The sequence below is a fragment of the Verrucosispora sp. ts21 genome (genome assembly GCF_002879555.1).
Classification (GTDB): domain Bacteria; phylum Actinomycetota; class Actinomycetes; order Mycobacteriales; family Micromonosporaceae; genus Micromonospora; species Micromonospora gifhornensis.
This window is the reverse complement of sequence record NZ_PNOZ01000001.1, coordinates 23,085-39,042: the sequence shown is the minus strand read 5'-3', so window position 1 is coordinate 39,042 and position 15,958 is coordinate 23,085. Positions and strand designations below refer to the sequence as shown.

The following is a 15,958-nucleotide window of genomic DNA, read 5'->3' as shown; positions in this document are numbered from 1 at the left end:
TGGCGTCGTACCGCAGGTCAGGGGGCCGGAATGAGTCGCGTGCGGAACCTGCGCGTACGCCCGGACCTGCTCTACGTGGCCAGCGGCTGGAGCACCCTGGTCACGGACGTGCGCGGGCGCATCACCGGTGTCGGCGCGCAGGGCTTCTTCGCCCGCAACACCCGGGTGCTCAGCGCCGAGCGGATCACCGTCGACGGTCGGGAGCCGGTGCCGTTCAGTACGGCCACCGTGCAGGGGCACGCCCAGTTGTCCTACGCCGAACTCGGTGACGGTGAGGTGCTGCCGTCGCGGGCGGCGTACCTGGCCGTCGAGCGGTTCGTGGCGGCGGGCCTGCGTACCCGGCTGACCCTGTTCAGCTACGCCGAGCGGCGCCTGGACCTGCGGCTGCGGATTCGACTCGACGCCGACTTCGCCGACACCAGCGAGGCGGAGAGCGGTCGCCGCATCCAGTCCGGCACGGTCGAGGCCCGGTGGGATCCCGCCGGGCAGGAGTTGCTGCTGACCTACCGGTGTGACGGGCTGGACCGGGCGGTGGCGATCCGGGTCCGGGCGTCGGGCCCGATCCGGTACGTCGACGGCGGGTTCGACATCGACGTGACGCTGCCGCCGGGCGGAGTCGACCGGATCGACCTGGCCGTCGAGCCGGTCTTCGACGGTCAGCGACTGGTCGCGCCCGCGCCGAGCTTCGCCGAGCCGGGCGACACCGCCGGCTCGGCACGCCGCCGACTCACCGCCGAACTGGCCCGGCTGACCAGCACCAACTTCGACGTCACTGCGGCGTGGCGGTGTGCCCGCGAGGATCTGGCCGGGCTCCCGCTCGGCGAACCGGCCGGCCCCACCGCGCCGATCGCCGGGCTGCCCATCTACCAGGAGATCTTCGGCCGGGACACGATGACGGCGTCCTGGCAGGCCATGCTCGCCGGGCCGACGATGCTCGCGGACAGCCTCCGGCTCAACGCCCGGCACTTCGGTCGGCGCATCGACGACTGGCGCGACGAGGAGCCCGGCAAACCGCTGCACGAGGCGCGCCGGGGACCGCTGTCCGAGCTCAATGTCGACCCGTTCGCCCACTACCACGGCGACTGGTCGACCGCGCCGGACTTCCTGGTCTTCCTCGGCCAGTACTACGCCTGGACCGGGGATCTCGACACGGTACGGGAACTGCTGCCGACCGCCGAGCGTGCCCTGTACTGGATCGACAGGTACGGCGACCGCGACGGTGACGGTTTCCTGGAGTACCACCGCCGGTCCCGGGGCGGCCTGAAGAACCAGGGCTGGAAGGACTCGGACACCGCCATCGTCGACGAACACGGGCAGGTGGTGCCGAACCCGATCGCCACCAGCGAGGTCCAGGCGTACTGGTATGCCGCGCTGCGGCACGCGGCCGGGACGTACGCGGTGGCCGGTCATCCCCTCGTCGCCGCCCGCCTGGCCCGCCGGGCGGCCGCCCTGCGCCGCCGTTTCCACCGCGCCTTCTGGCTGCCCGATCAGGGCTGTTACGCGATGGCGCTGGGACCGGACAAACGGCCGGTCCGGTCGGTCAACTCCAACGACGGGCACCTGCTGGCCACCGGGATCGTGCCGCCGCGGATCGCGCCCCTGGTCGCGGACCGGCTGCTCGCGCCGGACATGTTCAGCGGGTGGGGGGTGCGGACCCTGTCCGCCGCGCATCCGGCGTACAACCCGTTCAGCTACCACCGGGGCAGCGTCTGGCCGGTCGAGGCGGGCACCATCGGTCTCGGGCTGGCCCGGTACGGCTGCTGGGAGCACCTGCACCGACTCGCCGAGGGCATGTTCGCGGCGTCCGCCCTGTTCGCCGAGCACCGCCTGCCGGAGGTGCTCAGCGGGCTGCCCCGCGACGACGCCCATCCCCACCCCGGCGTCTATCCGAGCGCCTGCTCGCCGCAGGCGTGGTCGGCCAGTGCGGTGATCGCGTTGATCCAGGCCCTGCTGGCGCTGCGTCCCGCCGCGCCGTTGCGGACCATCTTCGTCGACCCGCACCTGCCCGCCTGGCTACCCGACCTGGTGCTGGAGGGGGTACGTGTCGGCGGGTACACGGTCGACCTGACCGTCCGCCGTCGACGGGGTGGCCGCACCTCGATTCGCACCCGGGGCGACCGGATCGCCGTGGTCCGCCGCCCCACCCGCCAGGCGATCGCCACCCGCCGCCAGCACCGCTGAGCCACCCGCCGCCAGCACCGCTGAGGCGCTCGACATCTCCCGGCCCCCTGCCGACACGGTCGCAACGGGCAATGCCAGCATGTCGGCATGGATATCTACGAGGACGAGCGCACCGTGTCGCGGGCGGATCTGGCGGCCTGGCTGCGGCAGGTGGCGAACCAGCTGGAGACCGGGCAGATCTTCTACGGTGCGGCCGGCACCCTCGCAGTGGCCGACCAGGTGAACTGCGAGCTGGAGATCGAGCAGGAGGGCAAGGACGAGTACTCGGTCGAGATCGAGTTCTCCTGGACCAACCCGAAGGCCACCCCCGCTGCGGAGCCGGTCGCCGAGAAGGCTGCCGAGGAGGACAGCGCGGACGAGGAGCCGGCAACCGCCGCCGAGTAGCCCGCAGGTAAGGAAGGGCCCCTTGTTAACGCCTGGCGTTGTACAGGGGCCCCCTCTTAACACGCACTGCGGCGGACGGTCAGCGCAGTCGGTGTCGGCCGCCGAACCAGTCGCGGGAGGCCCGGGTGTTCAGTGCCCAGAGCACCCAGGCCAGCAGCGCGACCCCGACGCAGGTGATGGCGCCGAACAGGCCGAGCGAGGCCGCCGCCAGCAGGCCCGCCAGGGCGTACGCCGGAAAGGGTGCCCACGGGCGGCGGGCGACCAGGCCGGCGGCCACCAGCAGGCCGGCGACCGTCATCGCGGCGAAGAAGACCGCCGCGCCCAGCGAGCCGCCCTCGGTGAGCAGTCGATGGATCGTGGCCAGGGCGAACAGCAGCGACAGCAGCGCGAAGACGAGCACGGTGATGCGTACCGGTGTCGGCATGACGGGGTACCGGAGCATGTCCGGATAGCCACGCGCGCTCATACGGACAACGATGGTTGTCGACATGTGCCGCCGGGCTGCACTGTCGGCAAGACGACAGTCCCGCCCGCGCCCTAAGCTTCCGCTCATGGCCAGGTATTTCGACGTGCACCCGGACAATCCGCAGCCACGCGTCATCGGGCAGGTCGTCGACCTCCTTCGCCGCGACGGGCTGATCGCCTACCCGACGGACTCCTGCTTCGCCCTCGGCAGCCAACTCGGCAACAAGGACGGCATGGACCGGATCCGGGAGATCCGCCACCTCGACAGCGGCCACCACTTCACCCTGGTCTGCCGGGACTTCGCGCAGCTCGGCCAGTTCGTGCAGCTGGACAACGCGGTCTTCCGCGCGGTGAAGGCGGCCACCCCGGGCCAGTACACCTTCATCCTCCCGGCCACCAAGGAGGTGCCGCGCCGGCTGCTGCACCCCCGCAAGCGCACCGTCGGCGTACGCATCCCCGACCATCCCGTCACCCGGGCGCTCCTCGACGAGCTGGGTGAGCCGCTGCTGTCGAGCACGCTGCTGCTGCCCGGCGACGACGAGCCGCTGACCCAGGGTTGGGAGATCAAGGAACGTCTCGACCACGCCGTCGACGCGGTGGTCGACGCGGGCGACTGCGGCACCGAGCCGACCACGGTGGTCGACTTCTCCGATGGCGAACCGGAGATCGTCCGGGTCGGCGCGGGCGACCCGGAGCGGTTCGCCTGACCGCTGCACAGCGCGGCGAGGATACCTGATGATCTTCGCCCCGATCAGCGGCCCCCGGTTCCATCGAGCGGGCCCCCGTACCGAGACGGCAGGTGGAACCGCAGCTGGCGCAGGGTTGCTATCGTCGCCGCCACACAGTTGATCTCGGTAGTGGAGGGGCACGATGGGGCTCATGGACCGCCTTCGGGGCGAGTTCGTAGACATCATCGAATGGCTGGACGACAGCCGGGACACGATCGTCTGGCGGTTCCCCCGCTTCCAGAACGAGATCAAGATGGGCGCCAAGCTCGTCGTCCGGGAGTCCCAGACGGCGGTGTTCGTCAACGAGGGCCAGGTCGCCGACGTCTACCTGCCGGGTACCCACACCCTCGAAACCCGCAACATGCCGATCCTGTCCACCCTCAAGGGCTGGAAGTACGGCTTCAACTCGCCGTTCAAGGCCGAGGTGTACTTCGTCAACACCCGCCAGTTCACCGAGATGAAGTGGGGCACCCAGAACCCGGTGATCCTGCGCGACCCCGAGTTCGGGGTGGTCCGGGTGCGGGCGTTCGGCGCGTACGCGGCCCGGGTGGTGGACGCCCAGCGGCTGCTGAAGGAGCTGGTCGGCACCGACCCGCAGTTCCGCACCGAGGAGGTGCAGGAGTACCTGCGCCAGCTCATCGTGGGCCGGCTCGGCGGCGCGCTGGCCCGGGCCGGTGTGCCGCTGCTGGACCTGGCCGCCCACCAGGACGCGATCGGCCGGCAGCTGGCCGGCGCGCTGACCGAGGAACTCGCCGAGGTCGGCATCGCGATTCCGAAGTTCGTCATCGAGAACGTCTCCGTGCCGCCGGAGGTGGAGCGGGCGCTGGACAAGCGCACCGAGATGGGTGCGGTCGGCGACCTGGACCGGTTCACCCGGTACCAGGCTGCCACCGCGCTGGAGGCGGCGGCGAACAACCCGGGTGGCGAGGCGGGTGCCGGCGTCGGCATGGGCATGGGCATGGCGTTGGGTCAGCAGATGGCCCGGGCCATGTCCGGCGAGAGCACCGCACCGCCGGCCGCCGCACCGCAGGCTGCCGCACCGTACGCCGCACCGGCGGCCGCCGCGCCGGGTGGTGCCGAGCCGCCGCCGCTGCCGGGCCAGGCGCAGTGGTTCGTCGGTGTCGGTGGCGAGCGCCAGGGCCCGTTCGACATCGGTGCGCTGGCTGCGCGGGCAGGTGCGGGCGGGTTCGGCCCGGACACCCTGGTCTGGCGGGCCGGCATGGCGCAGTGGCAGCCGGCCGGGCAGGTGCCGGAGCTGGCGTCCGTGCTGGCGAGCGTCCCGCCGCCGCTGCCGCCGCTGTGACCATCGGGATCGGGAGGGTACACCGATGAGTGAGACCGCTGTCTCGCCGCCGTCGTACGGCTGCGGGGGTTGCGGCGCCCGGGTGGAGCACGCGCCCGGCACCACCGCCCTGCGGTGCCCCTACTGCGGGCACCAGCAGCAGATCGCCGCCGCCACGCGGGAGGTGCGCGAGCACTCCTTCGACGGGTTGGCCACCCTGGCCCGCAAGCCGGCCGCCGCCGTGGGCGCGTACGTCTACCGGTGTCCGGGCTGTGGTGCCTCGACCGAGAGTGCGGCGCTGGCCGAGCGGTGCCAGTTCTGCGCCACCCCGCTGGTGCCGCAGCAGGCGGCCGACGAGCTGATCGCCCCGGAGGCGGTGCTGCCGTTCACGGTGGACCGCAACGGGGTGCGCACCGCGCTGAGCACCTGGTGCCGCAGCCGCTGGTTCGCCCCGAGCAGCCTGAAAAAGGTCAGCGAGGCGGAGACGCTCAAGGGCACCTACCTGCCGCACTGGACGTTCGACGCGCGGACCGTCTCCGACTACCGGGGCAAGCGCGGCGAGCACTACTACGTCACCGAGACGTACACGGTGACGGTGGACGGCAAGACGGAGACCCGCACCCGGCAGGTCCGGCACACCCGGTGGCACTCGGCCAGCGGCACGGTGCGCCGGGACTTCGACGACGTGCTGGTGCCCGCCACCACGCACCTGCCGACGAACAAGCTCGACGAGTTGGCCCCGTGGCCGCTCAACGAGGCGGTCCCGTACGAGCAGGACTACCTGGCCGGGTACCACGCGTTGCGCTACGACACCGAGCCGGAGGCCGGCCTGGTGGAGGCGAAGGCCCGGATGGCGCCGGTGATCGAGCGGGACTGCCGCTCGGACATCGGTGGCGACGAGCAGCAGGTCGACGCGGTGGACACCAGCTACTCGGACGTGACCTACAAGCTGCTCCTGCTGCCGGTGTGGATCGCCGCGTACCTGCACGCCGGGCGGTCGTACCAGGTGCTGGTGAACGCCCGCACCGGTGAGGTAATCGGCGAGCGGCCGTACAGCAAGGCCAAGATCGCTGCCGCGGTGCTGGCCGCGCTGGCGGTGATCGCGATGATCGTGTTCTTCATGTCGCGATAGGTCAACCGACGGAGTGGGTCGAGCGGGCGCGGGCCCGCAGCCGCCGGAGCATCCGGGCGTCGGTGAACCCGACCGCCCGGGCCGCGGCCTCCACGGCGACGCCGTGACCGATGAGGTGCTCGGCCCGCTCGACCCGCAGCAACTGCTGGTACCGCAGCGGGGTCAGGCCGGTGGACGCGTCGAAGAGGCGGGTCAGGGTGCGCTCGCTCACCCGGGCCACACCGGCCAACTCCCCCAGCGGCAATGCTTCGGTGAACCGTTCGTCGATCACGTCCTGGACGCGGTGCACCACGTCGCTGAGGTGCGAGCGGTAGCGCAGCATCGCGCTGTCCTGCCGCTCGTGTCCGTTGCGCCGGGCGTACACGACCATCTCCCGGGCGATCCGGGCGGCCAACGCCGGCCCGTGCCGGACGGCCATCAGGTGCAGCGCGAGGTCGATGCCGCTGGCGATGCCGGCCGAGGTGGCCACCCGGTCGTCGACGACGTACAGCCGGTCGTTGAGCACGGTGGCCGCCGGATACCGGCGGGCCAACTCGTCCTGGAGTTCGTGGTGGGTGGTGCACCGGCGACCGGCCAGCAGCCCGGCGCGACCCAGCAGGTAGGCGCCACCGCAGACGCTGACCACGGTGCCGCCCGCCGCGTGGTGCGCGACGAGCCGGCGCAGCGTGGCGGGCTGCGCCGGCTCGGCACGGGAGGCGGGTGACCGCCAGCCGGGGACGACGACCAGGTCGGCCGGGTCCAGGTCGGGCCAGTCGACTTCGGCGCGCACCGGCAGCCCCTGTGCGCTCACCACCTCACTGCTCTCCGCGACGAAGGACTGCCGGTAGTCGAGCCCGGAGTCGGCCGCCGCGGAGAAGACCTGCGCCGGACCGGCCAGATCCAGCAGGTGCAGCTGCGGAAGCAGCAGGAAGACGACCCGGCCCACGTGCACCTCAGCGGTCGGCGCCGACCGGGGTGGTCACCTCGTCGACGGTACGGATGGTGGCGAACCGGCCCGACAGTGCGTACACGGTGCGCTCGATGATCTCGTCGGTGCCGAGGGTACGCGGATCGGCGAGGATCTCGGCGATCGTCCGGCCTGCGGGGGCGTCCGGGTGCTCGATCGGCATGGTGGCGGTCGCGTCGACGACGAAGGTGACCTGGTAGCCGAGGTCGGCGGCGAGCCGGGCGGTGGTCTCGCAGCACTGCTCGGTACGGATGCCGCAGACGGTGACCTCCTGGACACCGTGGACGGTGAGCAGGTGCTGGAGTCGGGTCGTGGTGAAGGCGTTGTGCACGTACTTGGTCAGCACCGGCTCGCCCTCGGCGGGCTGCAACCCGTCGATCAGTCGGACGAAGCCGCGCGCCGGGTCGAAGACGTCACCGCTGTGCGGCTCGGAGTGCAGCACCCAGACGACCAGGTCCCCTCGGCTGCGGGCGGCATCGACCAGCCGGTTTACCTGACCGACGATGTCCGGTTGCGAGCAGGCCGTCCAGCTGGGGCGCTGGCGGAAGGACTCCTGTACGTCGATCACGACGAGTGCTGCGGTCATGCGTTCATCCTGACCGTCCCCGGTCGGGGCGCACCAGCCACGATCGAGCACCGCTGCGGAACGATCCGGTCAGCGCAGCAGGTGCCTGACGAGTTCGGTGCGCTTGCGTACGCCGAGTTTGCGGTAGGCGTTGCGCAGGTGGAACTCGACCGTCTTGATCGACACCGACAGCCGCGCGGCGACCTCCTGGTTGCTGAGTCCCTCGGCGACGGCGGCGGCGACCCGGCGCTCGGTGGTGGTCAGCGCGGCCTCGACAGGTGCCGATGATCCGGTGGGCGGCGTCGGTACGCGGCCGGACCGGCCGCCCGGTGGCGCGCCGGTGGCAATGGCCCGTTCGGCCACCGAGGCGAGGTCGACGGCGACGCGGGCGAGCAGGCCGGCCGCACCGGTCGCCGCGTACTCGCTGCTGGCCAGTTCCAGCAACCGGATCGCGTCGGCGCGCCGTCCACAGCGGGCATGCCATCCGCCGAGCAACCAGGCCAGCCGGGCACGCGACAGCCGTTCCACGGGCCGGTTGAGGCCGACGAGGGAGCGTTCGAGCCAGGCCATCGTCGTCGGGTTCTGAGGGTCGACGATCCACGCCCGCCAGGCCGGCAGCGCCGGCGCACCGGGCCAGTCCAGTGGCGGATCCTCGATGGCGGCGACGACCGCCTGCGCGGTGGCGGCATCACCGCGCAGCGCGTGGTAGGTGGCCAACTCGCAGCGGTGCTCGAAGACCAGACCCGAGTTGGCCCCGACGGCCGAGCCGACGAGCCGGCCCACCACTCCCACCCAGGCGTCGACGTCACCGCTGGCCAGGTGCAGCGCGGCGGCGCACTCGGCGATGTGCGACCCCACCCAGGCGGAGCCGGATCGGGCGGCCAGCACCCGCGCCTCGGCGAGCCGACGCCGGGCCAGCGCCAGGTCACCGCAGAGCGCCTCGCACTTGGCCAGCCAGGAGGCGATCTCGGCCTCCAGGTCGAGGCGGCCGGCGGCGACGGCGTACCCGTGCGCCCGGCGCAGCGTGGTCCGGCCGCGCAACAGGTCACCGGACCACGCCTCGCCCATGCCGAGCATGGTGGTCAACCGCGTACGGCGGGCCGCGTCGATCCGGTCGTCGGTCAGCCACGGCTCGACCACCTGGGCGAAGAGCGGTCTGATCTGGTCGGGACGCTGGGCGCTCAGCGTCGCGATCATGGCGCACTCGACGTACAGCGGATCGTGGTGCAGCCCGGCGGCGGCGAACAGGCGCAGTGCCTCGTCGGGGTGGGCCGGGCCAGGCGGGGTGGCGGGCCCGCGCCGGGCGAGTCGGCGGCCGGTGCGGGCGCCGACCGCGGCGGCGATGGCGTGGTGGAGGAACTCGATCTCGCGCTGCCGGGCGGCCACCTCGCGGCTGCGCGTCCCGGCCTGCGGGGTCGACGCCTGGACGGGCAGACCGGCTGGCGGGGTCGCCGCCCGGGCGCGCAGGACCGCCAGTCGCCGCACCATCGGGGGCAGGCCGGCCGGGTCGGCGGTACGGGACACCGCGAGGAACGCCTCCGCGACCAGACGGGCGGCGGTCACCGGGTCACCAGCACGGTCGGCCGCGGCCAGCAGCCGGTCGGCCTCCTCCTGGGGCTCCTGCTCCTGGCGCTCCTGGAGACCGTGGGAATGCTGATCGATGTCCACGTCCGTCCTTCGTCGGGCGGGTGTAGTTCGTCGGGCGGGTGTAGCAGGCACACCCTAGCTAGGGTTTCGCCCGGGTCGACGGTGGATCGACTGGTTACCGACTCAACGGTCTGCGCCGCGTCGGGCAGGTGTGACCGTACGAATCATGACAGTCCGTAACCGAATGAGAGTGGCGATGATCGTCGCTCCCCTGTTCGCCATGTCCATGGCACTTGTCGCCATCAGCACCCCCGCCGCCGCCGACAAGCCGTCGGAGCGGCCCCGCCTGTCGTACGCCCGGCTCTGCGACCCGACCGGCTGCTACCTGTCCTGGCGGGTCGTCGACAGCGACGCCGACGGTGTCAGCGACGCCGACGAGGTGGCCGCCGACACCGATCCGCACGACCCGCACAGCACGCCGAGCCTCCCGGTGGTCGTCGAGGTGGCCTCGGTCAACAAGCTGCCGTCCTTCGCGTACGGTCGCGGCAGCTTCATCGCGTTCCCCGAGGAGATCCTGAAGCTCAGGGAGACGACCACAAACCTGCCGGCCCTCGGTGTCTTCGCGCTGCCGGTCCGCAAGGACGCCTACAGCCGGCTGGGCATCGACCTCAAGCGGTTCGACGAGTTGAAGCTGTCGGTGCAGCGTGACGGTGTGGCGATCGGCCGCGGCCGGATCTCGCAGTCCGTCGGTGACCCGCTGAGCGGCAGCCTGCTGACTCCGTTCGACTCGCACTTCGTCGAGTACCAGCCCGGTGTGACGGGGCGCAGTCCCGTCGCGCACGGCGGCATCGTGAAGACCGAGAAGGGCGGCTGGTTCGACGACTTCGACTACCAGCTGCACTACGCCGACGGATCGCGCGGCGTCGTGGACCTGGTGCCGGGTGGTTCGGTGCAGGAGTACTTCAACGCCGACGGCTCGCGCGGCGACACCGTCCTGCACCAGTACGAGGAACGTGGCGAAGACGGTGACGTCTACACCGAGGAGCACACCTGGGTCTGGGACGTGCACGGACGTCTGGTCAGCGAGACCACGTCGAAGTCCCACTCGAAGGACGGGAAGCTGGACAGCTGGCTGGAGACGATCTACCACGTCTACGACGAGGACGGCAAGGAGCTCGGCACCATCCATATGGAGTCGGTCATCTTCACCGACTCGACGCACAGCACCGGCAGCCAGACCATCACCACCTGCGACGCGAGCGGCAGCTGCGACGACGGCATCAACATGTACTACGACTCCGACGACAACGACTCCGGCGGTGGCCACGACGATGGGGGTGACCACGGCGACGACGGCGGTGACGGCACGGAGAACGACCACGGCTACGTCAACCCGGACTACACGAGCGATGTCGTGTCGATCCTCACCGGCAGCGACGGGTTCACCCGGATCGTCGGCACGAACATCACGCCGGTACGCAACTGGACGCCGACGTACGCCGACGGCACCATCCCAGAGAACAAGCTGACCGGCATCATCTACGTCGACGACACCGCCAACGCGTACAACTCGGTCTTCTCCGAGCCGCGCATCACCGGGGCCCAGCCGGAGCACGTGCCCGGTCTGCCCCAGCCGTGGCTCAACGGGCCACCGCCGAACGGCGGCGGGTGCAACGGGCTCTGCTGACCGAGCCTTCTCCGACGCCGCCCGTCCGGTCAGTGACCGGACGGGCGCTGGCCTGTCGGGGCGTTGCTATGGGTGGCCACGCTCAGGCAGCCCTCGGCTGAACGTGTGGCGCTCAGGTTTCCTGCTCCGCCACGAAGACGCCAAGCCCCTGGTGACCGTAGAGTTCGCCGGTCTCGATCAGGATGGTGACAGCCTGGCGGACGGTCGTCTGACTGTTGACGCCGTACATCTCGGCGAGCGCCTTCGTCGACGGCAGCTTGTGGCCTGGTGGCCACTCTCCCGACGCGACGCGTGCTCGGATGTCGGCAATGATCCGCCGGTAGTGCGGTTCGAACTTCCGTGGTGTGGGCATGCAAGGACTCCCAGCTAGGCCCACACATCTGATCACGCCAGCCGGGAGAACTTCAAGGGCAACGTTGACTTTACCAGTAATGCCGGTAAGGTGCGGAGATGAGGAAACACCCAGCTAGGCACTGTGGTGACTCCTTCGTCGGAGCAGCATCCCCTGATCAGCGGAGTGACCCCAGGCTCCCGCTCAGTCGCTGCTCCGGCGTCCAAACGCCCGCACGATCCGAGACCAGGTCCGGTAGTGGCGGGAAGCAGGCAGGCCCGGGGCGGGTGCTGGGCTCCGGCGGCGTCGACCCGAGCGACGTGCGTCGTCCCCGCCCGCCTCGGTGCCGCTAGCCAGGGAGGGACATGGACTCGATCGACGAGGTGCTCGGCGAATTGCCGTTGCCGCCGTACGTGACTGCTGAGGATGTCGGCTTCGCCGTCAGGGCGTTGAGTGTGCATGCCGCGGAGCAGTGGCCGGAAGGGCTGCGGTGCCGTAACGACCGGGCACCCCATCCGTGTCGGCTGCACCGGTGGGGGCAGCGGGTGGTGGACCAGCGTGGCCTGACCGACCGGCAGGTGCGGTTGCTGATCGCCGAGCAGGAAGCGCCCCGGCGATGATCTACGCGAGTGGGGATCGGCTGTATCCGCATCAGCTACGGGCTGCCACGTTTGACCGTCGGTGGCGGGGATGGGACCCGGGGCAGGTCGAGGCGCTGCTCGGTCGGGTGGCCGACGAGATGGCGCGGTTGCAGCGGGAGTTGGTCACCGCGAACACCGAGGCCGAACGGATCCGGCAGGCGTTGCGGCAGTGGCAGTCCCGGCACAACGGCTGCCGCCACCCGGCAGATCACCCGCAGGGTGGGCGGTGATGAGCGCACCACGCTGGATCATCCACCTCCCGACCACGCTGACCAGCCTGGAGCAGGCCGCAGACCTGGCGATCGCGTTACGTGACTCGCTCGGCCATGTCACCGTCGTCGACTTCGGCGAGACCACCCTCAGTGAAGAGGACAAGCAGTTCCTGCGTACCCGCGTGTGGTGTGACGCCCGGGGCGACGGACCCGGCCGCTGCCAACGCCGCGATCAGCACGACGGACCCTGCGCCACCACGGCGCAGTAGCGTCCGAACAACCCCGGCTGTGGCCACGTCAGCACGATCCGGCCGCTCAGCCGGACAGGCGACAAGTTAGCCTGGCCTAACTTCAGAAGTGAGGCCAGGATGACGAAGACCCCTGCGGCGGTGCCGACCGGCCGGCTGATCGGTGGGATGTTCCGGCGGCAGCGCCGCGACACGGCGCTGTGTGCCGGTTTCTGGTCGCTGCACCAGGTCTGTGAGGCGCTCGTCCCGGTGGCCATCGGTCTGGTCATCGACCAGGCGGTGGGGACCGGGTCGACCTCGGCGATGGTCTGGTCGGTGGTGGGGATCTTCGCGCTGTTCCTGGCGCTCACCATGGGCTGGCGGTTCGGGTTCTGGTTCCTGTCCAAGGCAGTGGTGCGAGAGTCGCACGACCTGCGCATGCAGGTGGTCCGGCGGGTGCTCACCGGGCGGGGCATCCGGACCAACCGGCAGAACGGCGAACTGCTGTCGATCGCCACCTCCGACACCCAGGCCGCCGCCGAACTGCTGGAGCTGGGCAGCCGGATGATCTCCGCGTTCCTCGGCCTGACGGTGGCGACGGTGGTGCTGCTGCGCATCGACTGGTCGCTCGGGCTCGGGCTGGTGGTGGGCGTCCCGCTGCTGGTGCTCGGGCTCCACGCGCTCGGGCCGGTGGTGGAACGGCACACCTCCGCACAGCAGCAGGCCATCGGCCGGGCCGCCGCGACCGCCTCCGACCTGCTGCGCGGGCTTCGGCCGCTGCGCGGGTTCGGTGGGGTCGACGAGGCGGCCCGCCGCTACCGGGCGGCCAGCCGTACCTCGCTGCGGGCCAACGTCGGCGCGGTACGCGCCGGCGCGACATTCGTCGGTGTGTCGACGTTCACCACCGGTCTGCTGGTCACGGTGGTCGCCGCGCTCGCCGGTTGGTTCGCCCTGCAGGGGCGGATCACCGTCGGTGAGCTCATCACCATCGTCGGACTGGCGACCTTCCTCAGCGACCCGGTGCTCAACCTGGCCGACTGTGTCTTCCGGCTGGCGACCGCCCGGGCCAGCGCGGCCCGGGTGGCCGAGGTGCTCGCCGCACCCCAGCCGGCCGGGTCCGGTGACACGGTGGCGCGGCCCGGCCCGCTCGTCCTCGACGAGGTGCACGCCCCCGGCCTCGACGGCGTCAGCCTCACCGTGCGTCCCGGGGAGATGCTCGGCGTGGTCACCGAGCAGACCCGTACCGCCGACGCCATCACCGATTTGCTGGCCGGGGCGCGGCCACCCGAGCGGGGCGCGGTGACGCTGGCCGGCACGCCGGTGGCCGACCTCGACGTCGCCACGCTGCGCCGGGTCGTCCTGGTGGAACCGCACGCGGTGGACCTGTTCGGCAGCACGTTGCGCGAGGTGCTGCAGACCGGCGACGACCACGACGACGCGGCGCTGCGCCGGGGCATGGCGGCCGCAAGCGTGGACGTGCTCACCGACGGCGACGCCGGGCTGGACCGGGAGTTGCTGGACCGGGGGCTGGACCTCTCCGGCGGTCAGCGGCAGCGCATCGCCCTGGCCCGGGCGATGCTCGCCGACCGGCCGGTCACCGTGCTGCGCGATCCGACCACGGCGGTCGACGCGGTCACCGAACACGCCATCGCCGAGGGGGTACGCGCGTACCGCGACGACGGTGAGCGGGCCACCGTCCTGGTCACCACAAGCGCTCCGCTGCTCGACCGCTGCGACCGGGTCGTCTTCGTGCACGCCGGTCGGGTGGCGGCCGTCGGGCGGCACCGCGACCTGCTCGCCCGGTCCGCGTACGCCGAGGTGGTGCTGCGATGAGCGGCCCGACGTCGGCGATGCTGCCCGTCGCCACCGGCCGGGCCGCCCTGGCCACCTTCTGGCGGGCGCTGCGCCGCCACCCGATGTTCGGCTGGGCCTCGATCGCGGCTTCGCTGGCGGCCAGCGCCGCCGCGGTCGTCGTACCGTTGCTGCTCGGTCGGCTTGTCGATCTGGTGGTGGCCGGCGGTACCACCCGGTCGCTGCTGCTGACCTCGGCCTGGATCCTCGGCGTGGGTTTCGCCGCCGCGGTGCTGACCGGTGCCGCCCGCTGGCTGGTCACCGAGTGGGGCATGCGGGCCTGCGCGGACCTGCGGGAGGAGGTCCTCGACCACGCGCTGCGGATGGACTCGGCCCGGCTGGAGAGCGCGGGCTCCGGGGATGTCGCCTCCCGGGTCACCGACGACGTGGAGCAGGTCACCGACTCGATCCAGTTGGCCGCCGGCGTCTTCACCGCACTTGTCACAGTCGTGGTCACGTTCGTCGGCTTCACCGCCCTGGACTGGCGCATCGCCGCCGCGTTCCTTGTCGTCTTCCCGGTGTACGCGCTGAGCCTGCGCCGGTTCGTGCCGGCGGCCAAGCGTCTCTACGCCGCCGAACGGCAGGCCGCCGCAGTCCGCACCCAACGCCTGCTGACCACCTTCGGCGGGGTCCGGACTGTGCACGCGTACGGCATGGAACAGCGGCAGAGCCAGCGGGTCGAGCAGGCCTCCCAGGAGGCGGCCGACGCCCGGCTGCGGGCGGTACGCGGGTTCCTCTGGTTCGCGAACATGATGAACTACGCCGAGGCGATCGGCCTGACCGCCGTCCTGCTGACCGGGTTCCTGCTGGTGCGCGCCGGGGACAGCAGTGTCGGTGACGTGACCGCCGCCGCGCTGTTGTTCCACCGCCTCTTCGGCCCGCTCGGCATGCTGCTGATCTCGTTCAACGACATCCAGTCGGCCGGCGCGGCGCTGGCCCGGCTGGTCGGTGTCACCGAGGTCGACGTGCCGGCGCAGCGGACCGCCGAGACGCCGACCCGGGGGCCCGCCGGGGTCACCGCCAAGTCGGTGTCGCACCGGTACGCCGCCGGCCCGACGGTCGTGCACGATGTGTCGATCGAGATCGCCGACGGTGAGTCGCTGGCGATCGTGGGCGAAAGTGGTGCCGGCAAGACCACCTTCGCGGCCATTCTCGGCGGGGTGTTCCCGGCCACCGACGGCGCGGTGTGGCTGGGTGACCGGTTGATCGACGACCTGGGCCCGGACGAGTTGCGTCGCACCGTGGGCGTGGTGACCCAGGAGGTGCACGTCTTCGCCGGCACGCTCGCCGACGACCTGCGGCTGGCCGCCCCGCACGCCACCGACGAGCAGTTGCACGCCGCGTTGCGGCTGGTCGGCGCGCACGGCTGGGTCACCGCCCTGCCGGACGGGCTGGCCACCCGGGTCGGCGACGGCGAGCATCCGCTCACCCCCGGTCAGGCCCAGCAGTTGGCGCTGGCCCGGGTCGTCCTGCTCGACCCGCCGATCGTGGTGCTGGACGAGGCGAGCGCGGAGGCCGGCAGCGCCGGTGCCCAGCAGCTCGAACTGGCCAGCCAGGCGGTGATCCGGGGTCGTACCGCCATCGTGGTGGCGCACCGGCTCACCCAGGCGCACGCCTGCGACCGGGTGGCGGTGATGTCCGGCGGTCGGATCGTCGAACTCGGCCGCCCCGACGACCTGGTCGCCGCCGGTGGCCGGTACGCCGAACTCTGGGCGGCCTGGCGGCGCTGACCTGACGAG

Annotated in this window: 16 protein-coding genes; 11 read left to right on the top strand and 5 right to left on the bottom strand. The window is 71.7% G+C overall.

Annotation, left to right across the window (positions count from 1 at the left end; genetic code table 11):
• The first annotated feature begins 30 nt into the window (after positions 1 to 30).
• Together C1A38_RS00205 and C1A38_RS00200 are read left to right on the top strand one after the other, a co-directional pair.
• Complete coding sequence (locus C1A38_RS00205; protein WP_102655787.1) at positions 31 to 2,181, top strand: amylo-alpha-1,6-glucosidase; 2,151 nt, start codon at positions 31 to 33, stop codon at positions 2,179 to 2,181.
• 87 nt (positions 2,182 to 2,268) lie between these two features.
• Positions 2,269 to 2,565, top strand: a complete 297-nt coding sequence (locus tag C1A38_RS00200; protein WP_102655786.1) for an amphi-Trp domain-containing protein — start codon at positions 2,269 to 2,271, stop codon at positions 2,563 to 2,565.
• A 79-nt stretch (positions 2,566 to 2,644) separates the two neighbouring features.
• Here the strand turns inward: C1A38_RS00200 and C1A38_RS00195 are convergent, their stop codons facing one another.
• Positions 2,645 to 3,031 (bottom strand): hypothetical protein, encoded by a 387-nt coding sequence (locus C1A38_RS00195; RefSeq protein ID WP_102655785.1) that lies wholly within the window; start codon positions 3,029 to 3,031, stop codon positions 2,645 to 2,647.
• 85 nt (positions 3,032 to 3,116) lie between these two features.
• Between C1A38_RS00195 and C1A38_RS00190 the strand changes: the two genes are divergently transcribed.
• The 3 genes from C1A38_RS00190 (at position 3,117) to C1A38_RS00180 (ending at position 6,172) form a co-directional block, all read left to right on the top strand.
• Positions 3,117 to 3,737, top strand: a complete 621-nt coding sequence (locus C1A38_RS00190; RefSeq protein WP_102655784.1) for an L-threonylcarbamoyladenylate synthase — start codon at positions 3,117 to 3,119, stop codon at positions 3,735 to 3,737.
• 172 nt (positions 3,738 to 3,909) lie between these two features.
• Complete coding sequence (locus tag C1A38_RS00185; protein ID WP_233196537.1) at positions 3,910 to 5,061, top strand: SPFH domain-containing protein; 1,152 nt, start codon at positions 3,910 to 3,912, stop codon at positions 5,059 to 5,061.
• A gap of 25 nt (positions 5,062 to 5,086) precedes the next feature.
• Positions 5,087 to 6,172 carry a TFIIB-type zinc ribbon-containing protein gene (locus C1A38_RS00180; protein ID WP_102655782.1) on the top strand — a complete coding sequence of 362 codons (1,086 nt, stop codon included), beginning with the start codon at positions 5,087 to 5,089 and terminating at the stop codon, positions 6,170 to 6,172.
• A gap of 1 nt (position 6,173) precedes the next feature.
• On the opposite strand, the gene C1A38_RS00175 is transcribed toward C1A38_RS00180, so the two are convergent.
• The 3 genes from C1A38_RS00175 to C1A38_RS00165 form a co-directional block, all read right to left on the bottom strand.
• A complete protein-coding gene (locus C1A38_RS00175) occupies positions 6,174 to 7,097 on the bottom strand; it encodes a GlxA family transcriptional regulator (protein ID WP_102655879.1) in 924 nt (307 codons plus the stop codon).
• 7 nt (positions 7,098 to 7,104) lie between these two features.
• On the bottom strand, positions 7,105 to 7,704 hold the full coding sequence (locus C1A38_RS00170; protein ID WP_199180019.1) for a cysteine hydrolase family protein: 600 nt from the start codon (positions 7,702 to 7,704) through the stop codon (positions 7,105 to 7,107).
• A gap of 69 nt (positions 7,705 to 7,773) precedes the next feature.
• The gene (locus tag C1A38_RS00165; protein ID WP_102655781.1) at positions 7,774 to 9,351 is read right to left on the bottom strand and encodes a helix-turn-helix transcriptional regulator; all 1,578 of its coding nucleotides are present in this window, start codon (positions 9,349 to 9,351) and stop codon (positions 7,774 to 7,776) included.
• Between the two features lie 175 nt (positions 9,352 to 9,526).
• Here C1A38_RS00165 and C1A38_RS00160 point away from each other — a divergent pair, with 175 nt between their 5' ends.
• On the top strand, positions 9,527 to 10,957 hold the full coding sequence (locus C1A38_RS00160; protein ID WP_102655780.1) for a thrombospondin type 3 repeat-containing protein: 1,431 nt from the start codon (positions 9,527 to 9,529) through the stop codon (positions 10,955 to 10,957).
• 112 nt (positions 10,958 to 11,069) lie between these two features.
• Here the strand turns inward: C1A38_RS00160 and C1A38_RS00155 are convergent, their stop codons facing one another.
• Complete coding sequence (locus C1A38_RS00155) at positions 11,070 to 11,309, bottom strand: GntR family transcriptional regulator (RefSeq protein ID WP_013734635.1); 240 nt, start codon at positions 11,307 to 11,309, stop codon at positions 11,070 to 11,072.
• Between the two features lie 344 nt (positions 11,310 to 11,653).
• Here C1A38_RS00155 and C1A38_RS00150 point away from each other — a divergent pair, with 344 nt between their 5' ends.
• The 5 genes from C1A38_RS00150 to C1A38_RS00130 all read left to right on the top strand — a co-directional run bounded on the left by C1A38_RS00150 (position 11,654) and on the right by C1A38_RS00130 (position 15,949).
• Positions 11,654 to 11,908 (top strand): hypothetical protein, encoded by a 255-nt coding sequence (locus tag C1A38_RS00150; protein WP_102655779.1) that lies wholly within the window; start codon positions 11,654 to 11,656, stop codon positions 11,906 to 11,908.
• Entirely contained in the window at positions 11,905 to 12,159 is a 255-nt protein-coding gene (locus tag C1A38_RS00145) for a DivIVA domain-containing protein (protein WP_102655778.1), read from the top strand. Before C1A38_RS00150 ends, C1A38_RS00145 begins: the two co-directional genes overlap by 4 nt.
• Complete coding sequence (locus C1A38_RS00140) at positions 12,159 to 12,410, top strand: hypothetical protein (RefSeq protein WP_102655777.1); 252 nt, start codon at positions 12,159 to 12,161, stop codon at positions 12,408 to 12,410. The genes C1A38_RS00145 and C1A38_RS00140 overlap by 1 nt, the downstream gene beginning before the upstream one ends.
• Before the next feature lie 99 nt (positions 12,411 to 12,509).
• Positions 12,510 to 14,201, top strand: a complete 1,692-nt coding sequence (locus C1A38_RS00135; RefSeq protein WP_102655776.1) for an ABC transporter ATP-binding protein — start codon at positions 12,510 to 12,512, stop codon at positions 14,199 to 14,201.
• Positions 14,198 to 15,949, top strand: a complete 1,752-nt coding sequence (locus C1A38_RS00130; RefSeq protein WP_102655775.1) for an ABC transporter ATP-binding protein — start codon at positions 14,198 to 14,200, stop codon at positions 15,947 to 15,949. The genes C1A38_RS00135 and C1A38_RS00130 overlap by 4 nt, the downstream gene beginning before the upstream one ends.
• Positions 15,950 to 15,958 lie beyond the last annotated feature (9 nt).

Coding starts and splice junctions, on each gene's coding strand:
- C1A38_RS00205 (WP_102655787.1), top strand. CDS start 31: ATGAGTCGCGTGCGGAACCTGCGCGTACGCCCGGACCTGCTCTACGTG.
- C1A38_RS00200 (WP_102655786.1), top strand. CDS start 2,269: ATGGATATCTACGAGGACGAGCGCACCGTGTCGCGGGCGGATCTGGCG.
- C1A38_RS00195 (WP_102655785.1), bottom strand. CDS start 3,031: ATGAGCGCGCGTGGCTATCCGGACATGCTCCGGTACCCCGTCATGCCG.
- C1A38_RS00190 (WP_102655784.1), top strand. CDS start 3,117: ATGGCCAGGTATTTCGACGTGCACCCGGACAATCCGCAGCCACGCGTC.
- C1A38_RS00185 (WP_233196537.1), top strand. CDS start 3,910: ATGGACCGCCTTCGGGGCGAGTTCGTAGACATCATCGAATGGCTGGAC.
- C1A38_RS00180 (WP_102655782.1), top strand. CDS start 5,087: ATGAGTGAGACCGCTGTCTCGCCGCCGTCGTACGGCTGCGGGGGTTGC.
- C1A38_RS00170 (WP_199180019.1), bottom strand. CDS start 7,704: ATGACCGCAGCACTCGTCGTGATCGACGTACAGGAGTCCTTCCGCCAG.
- C1A38_RS00160 (WP_102655780.1), top strand. CDS start 9,527: ATGATCGTCGCTCCCCTGTTCGCCATGTCCATGGCACTTGTCGCCATC.
- C1A38_RS00155 (WP_013734635.1), bottom strand. CDS start 11,309: ATGCCCACACCACGGAAGTTCGAACCGCACTACCGGCGGATCATTGCC.
- C1A38_RS00150 (WP_102655779.1), top strand. CDS start 11,654: ATGGACTCGATCGACGAGGTGCTCGGCGAATTGCCGTTGCCGCCGTAC.
- C1A38_RS00145 (WP_102655778.1), top strand. CDS start 11,905: ATGATCTACGCGAGTGGGGATCGGCTGTATCCGCATCAGCTACGGGCT.
- C1A38_RS00140 (WP_102655777.1), top strand. CDS start 12,159: ATGAGCGCACCACGCTGGATCATCCACCTCCCGACCACGCTGACCAGC.
- C1A38_RS00135 (WP_102655776.1), top strand. CDS start 12,510: ATGACGAAGACCCCTGCGGCGGTGCCGACCGGCCGGCTGATCGGTGGG.
- C1A38_RS00130 (WP_102655775.1), top strand. CDS start 14,198: ATGAGCGGCCCGACGTCGGCGATGCTGCCCGTCGCCACCGGCCGGGCC.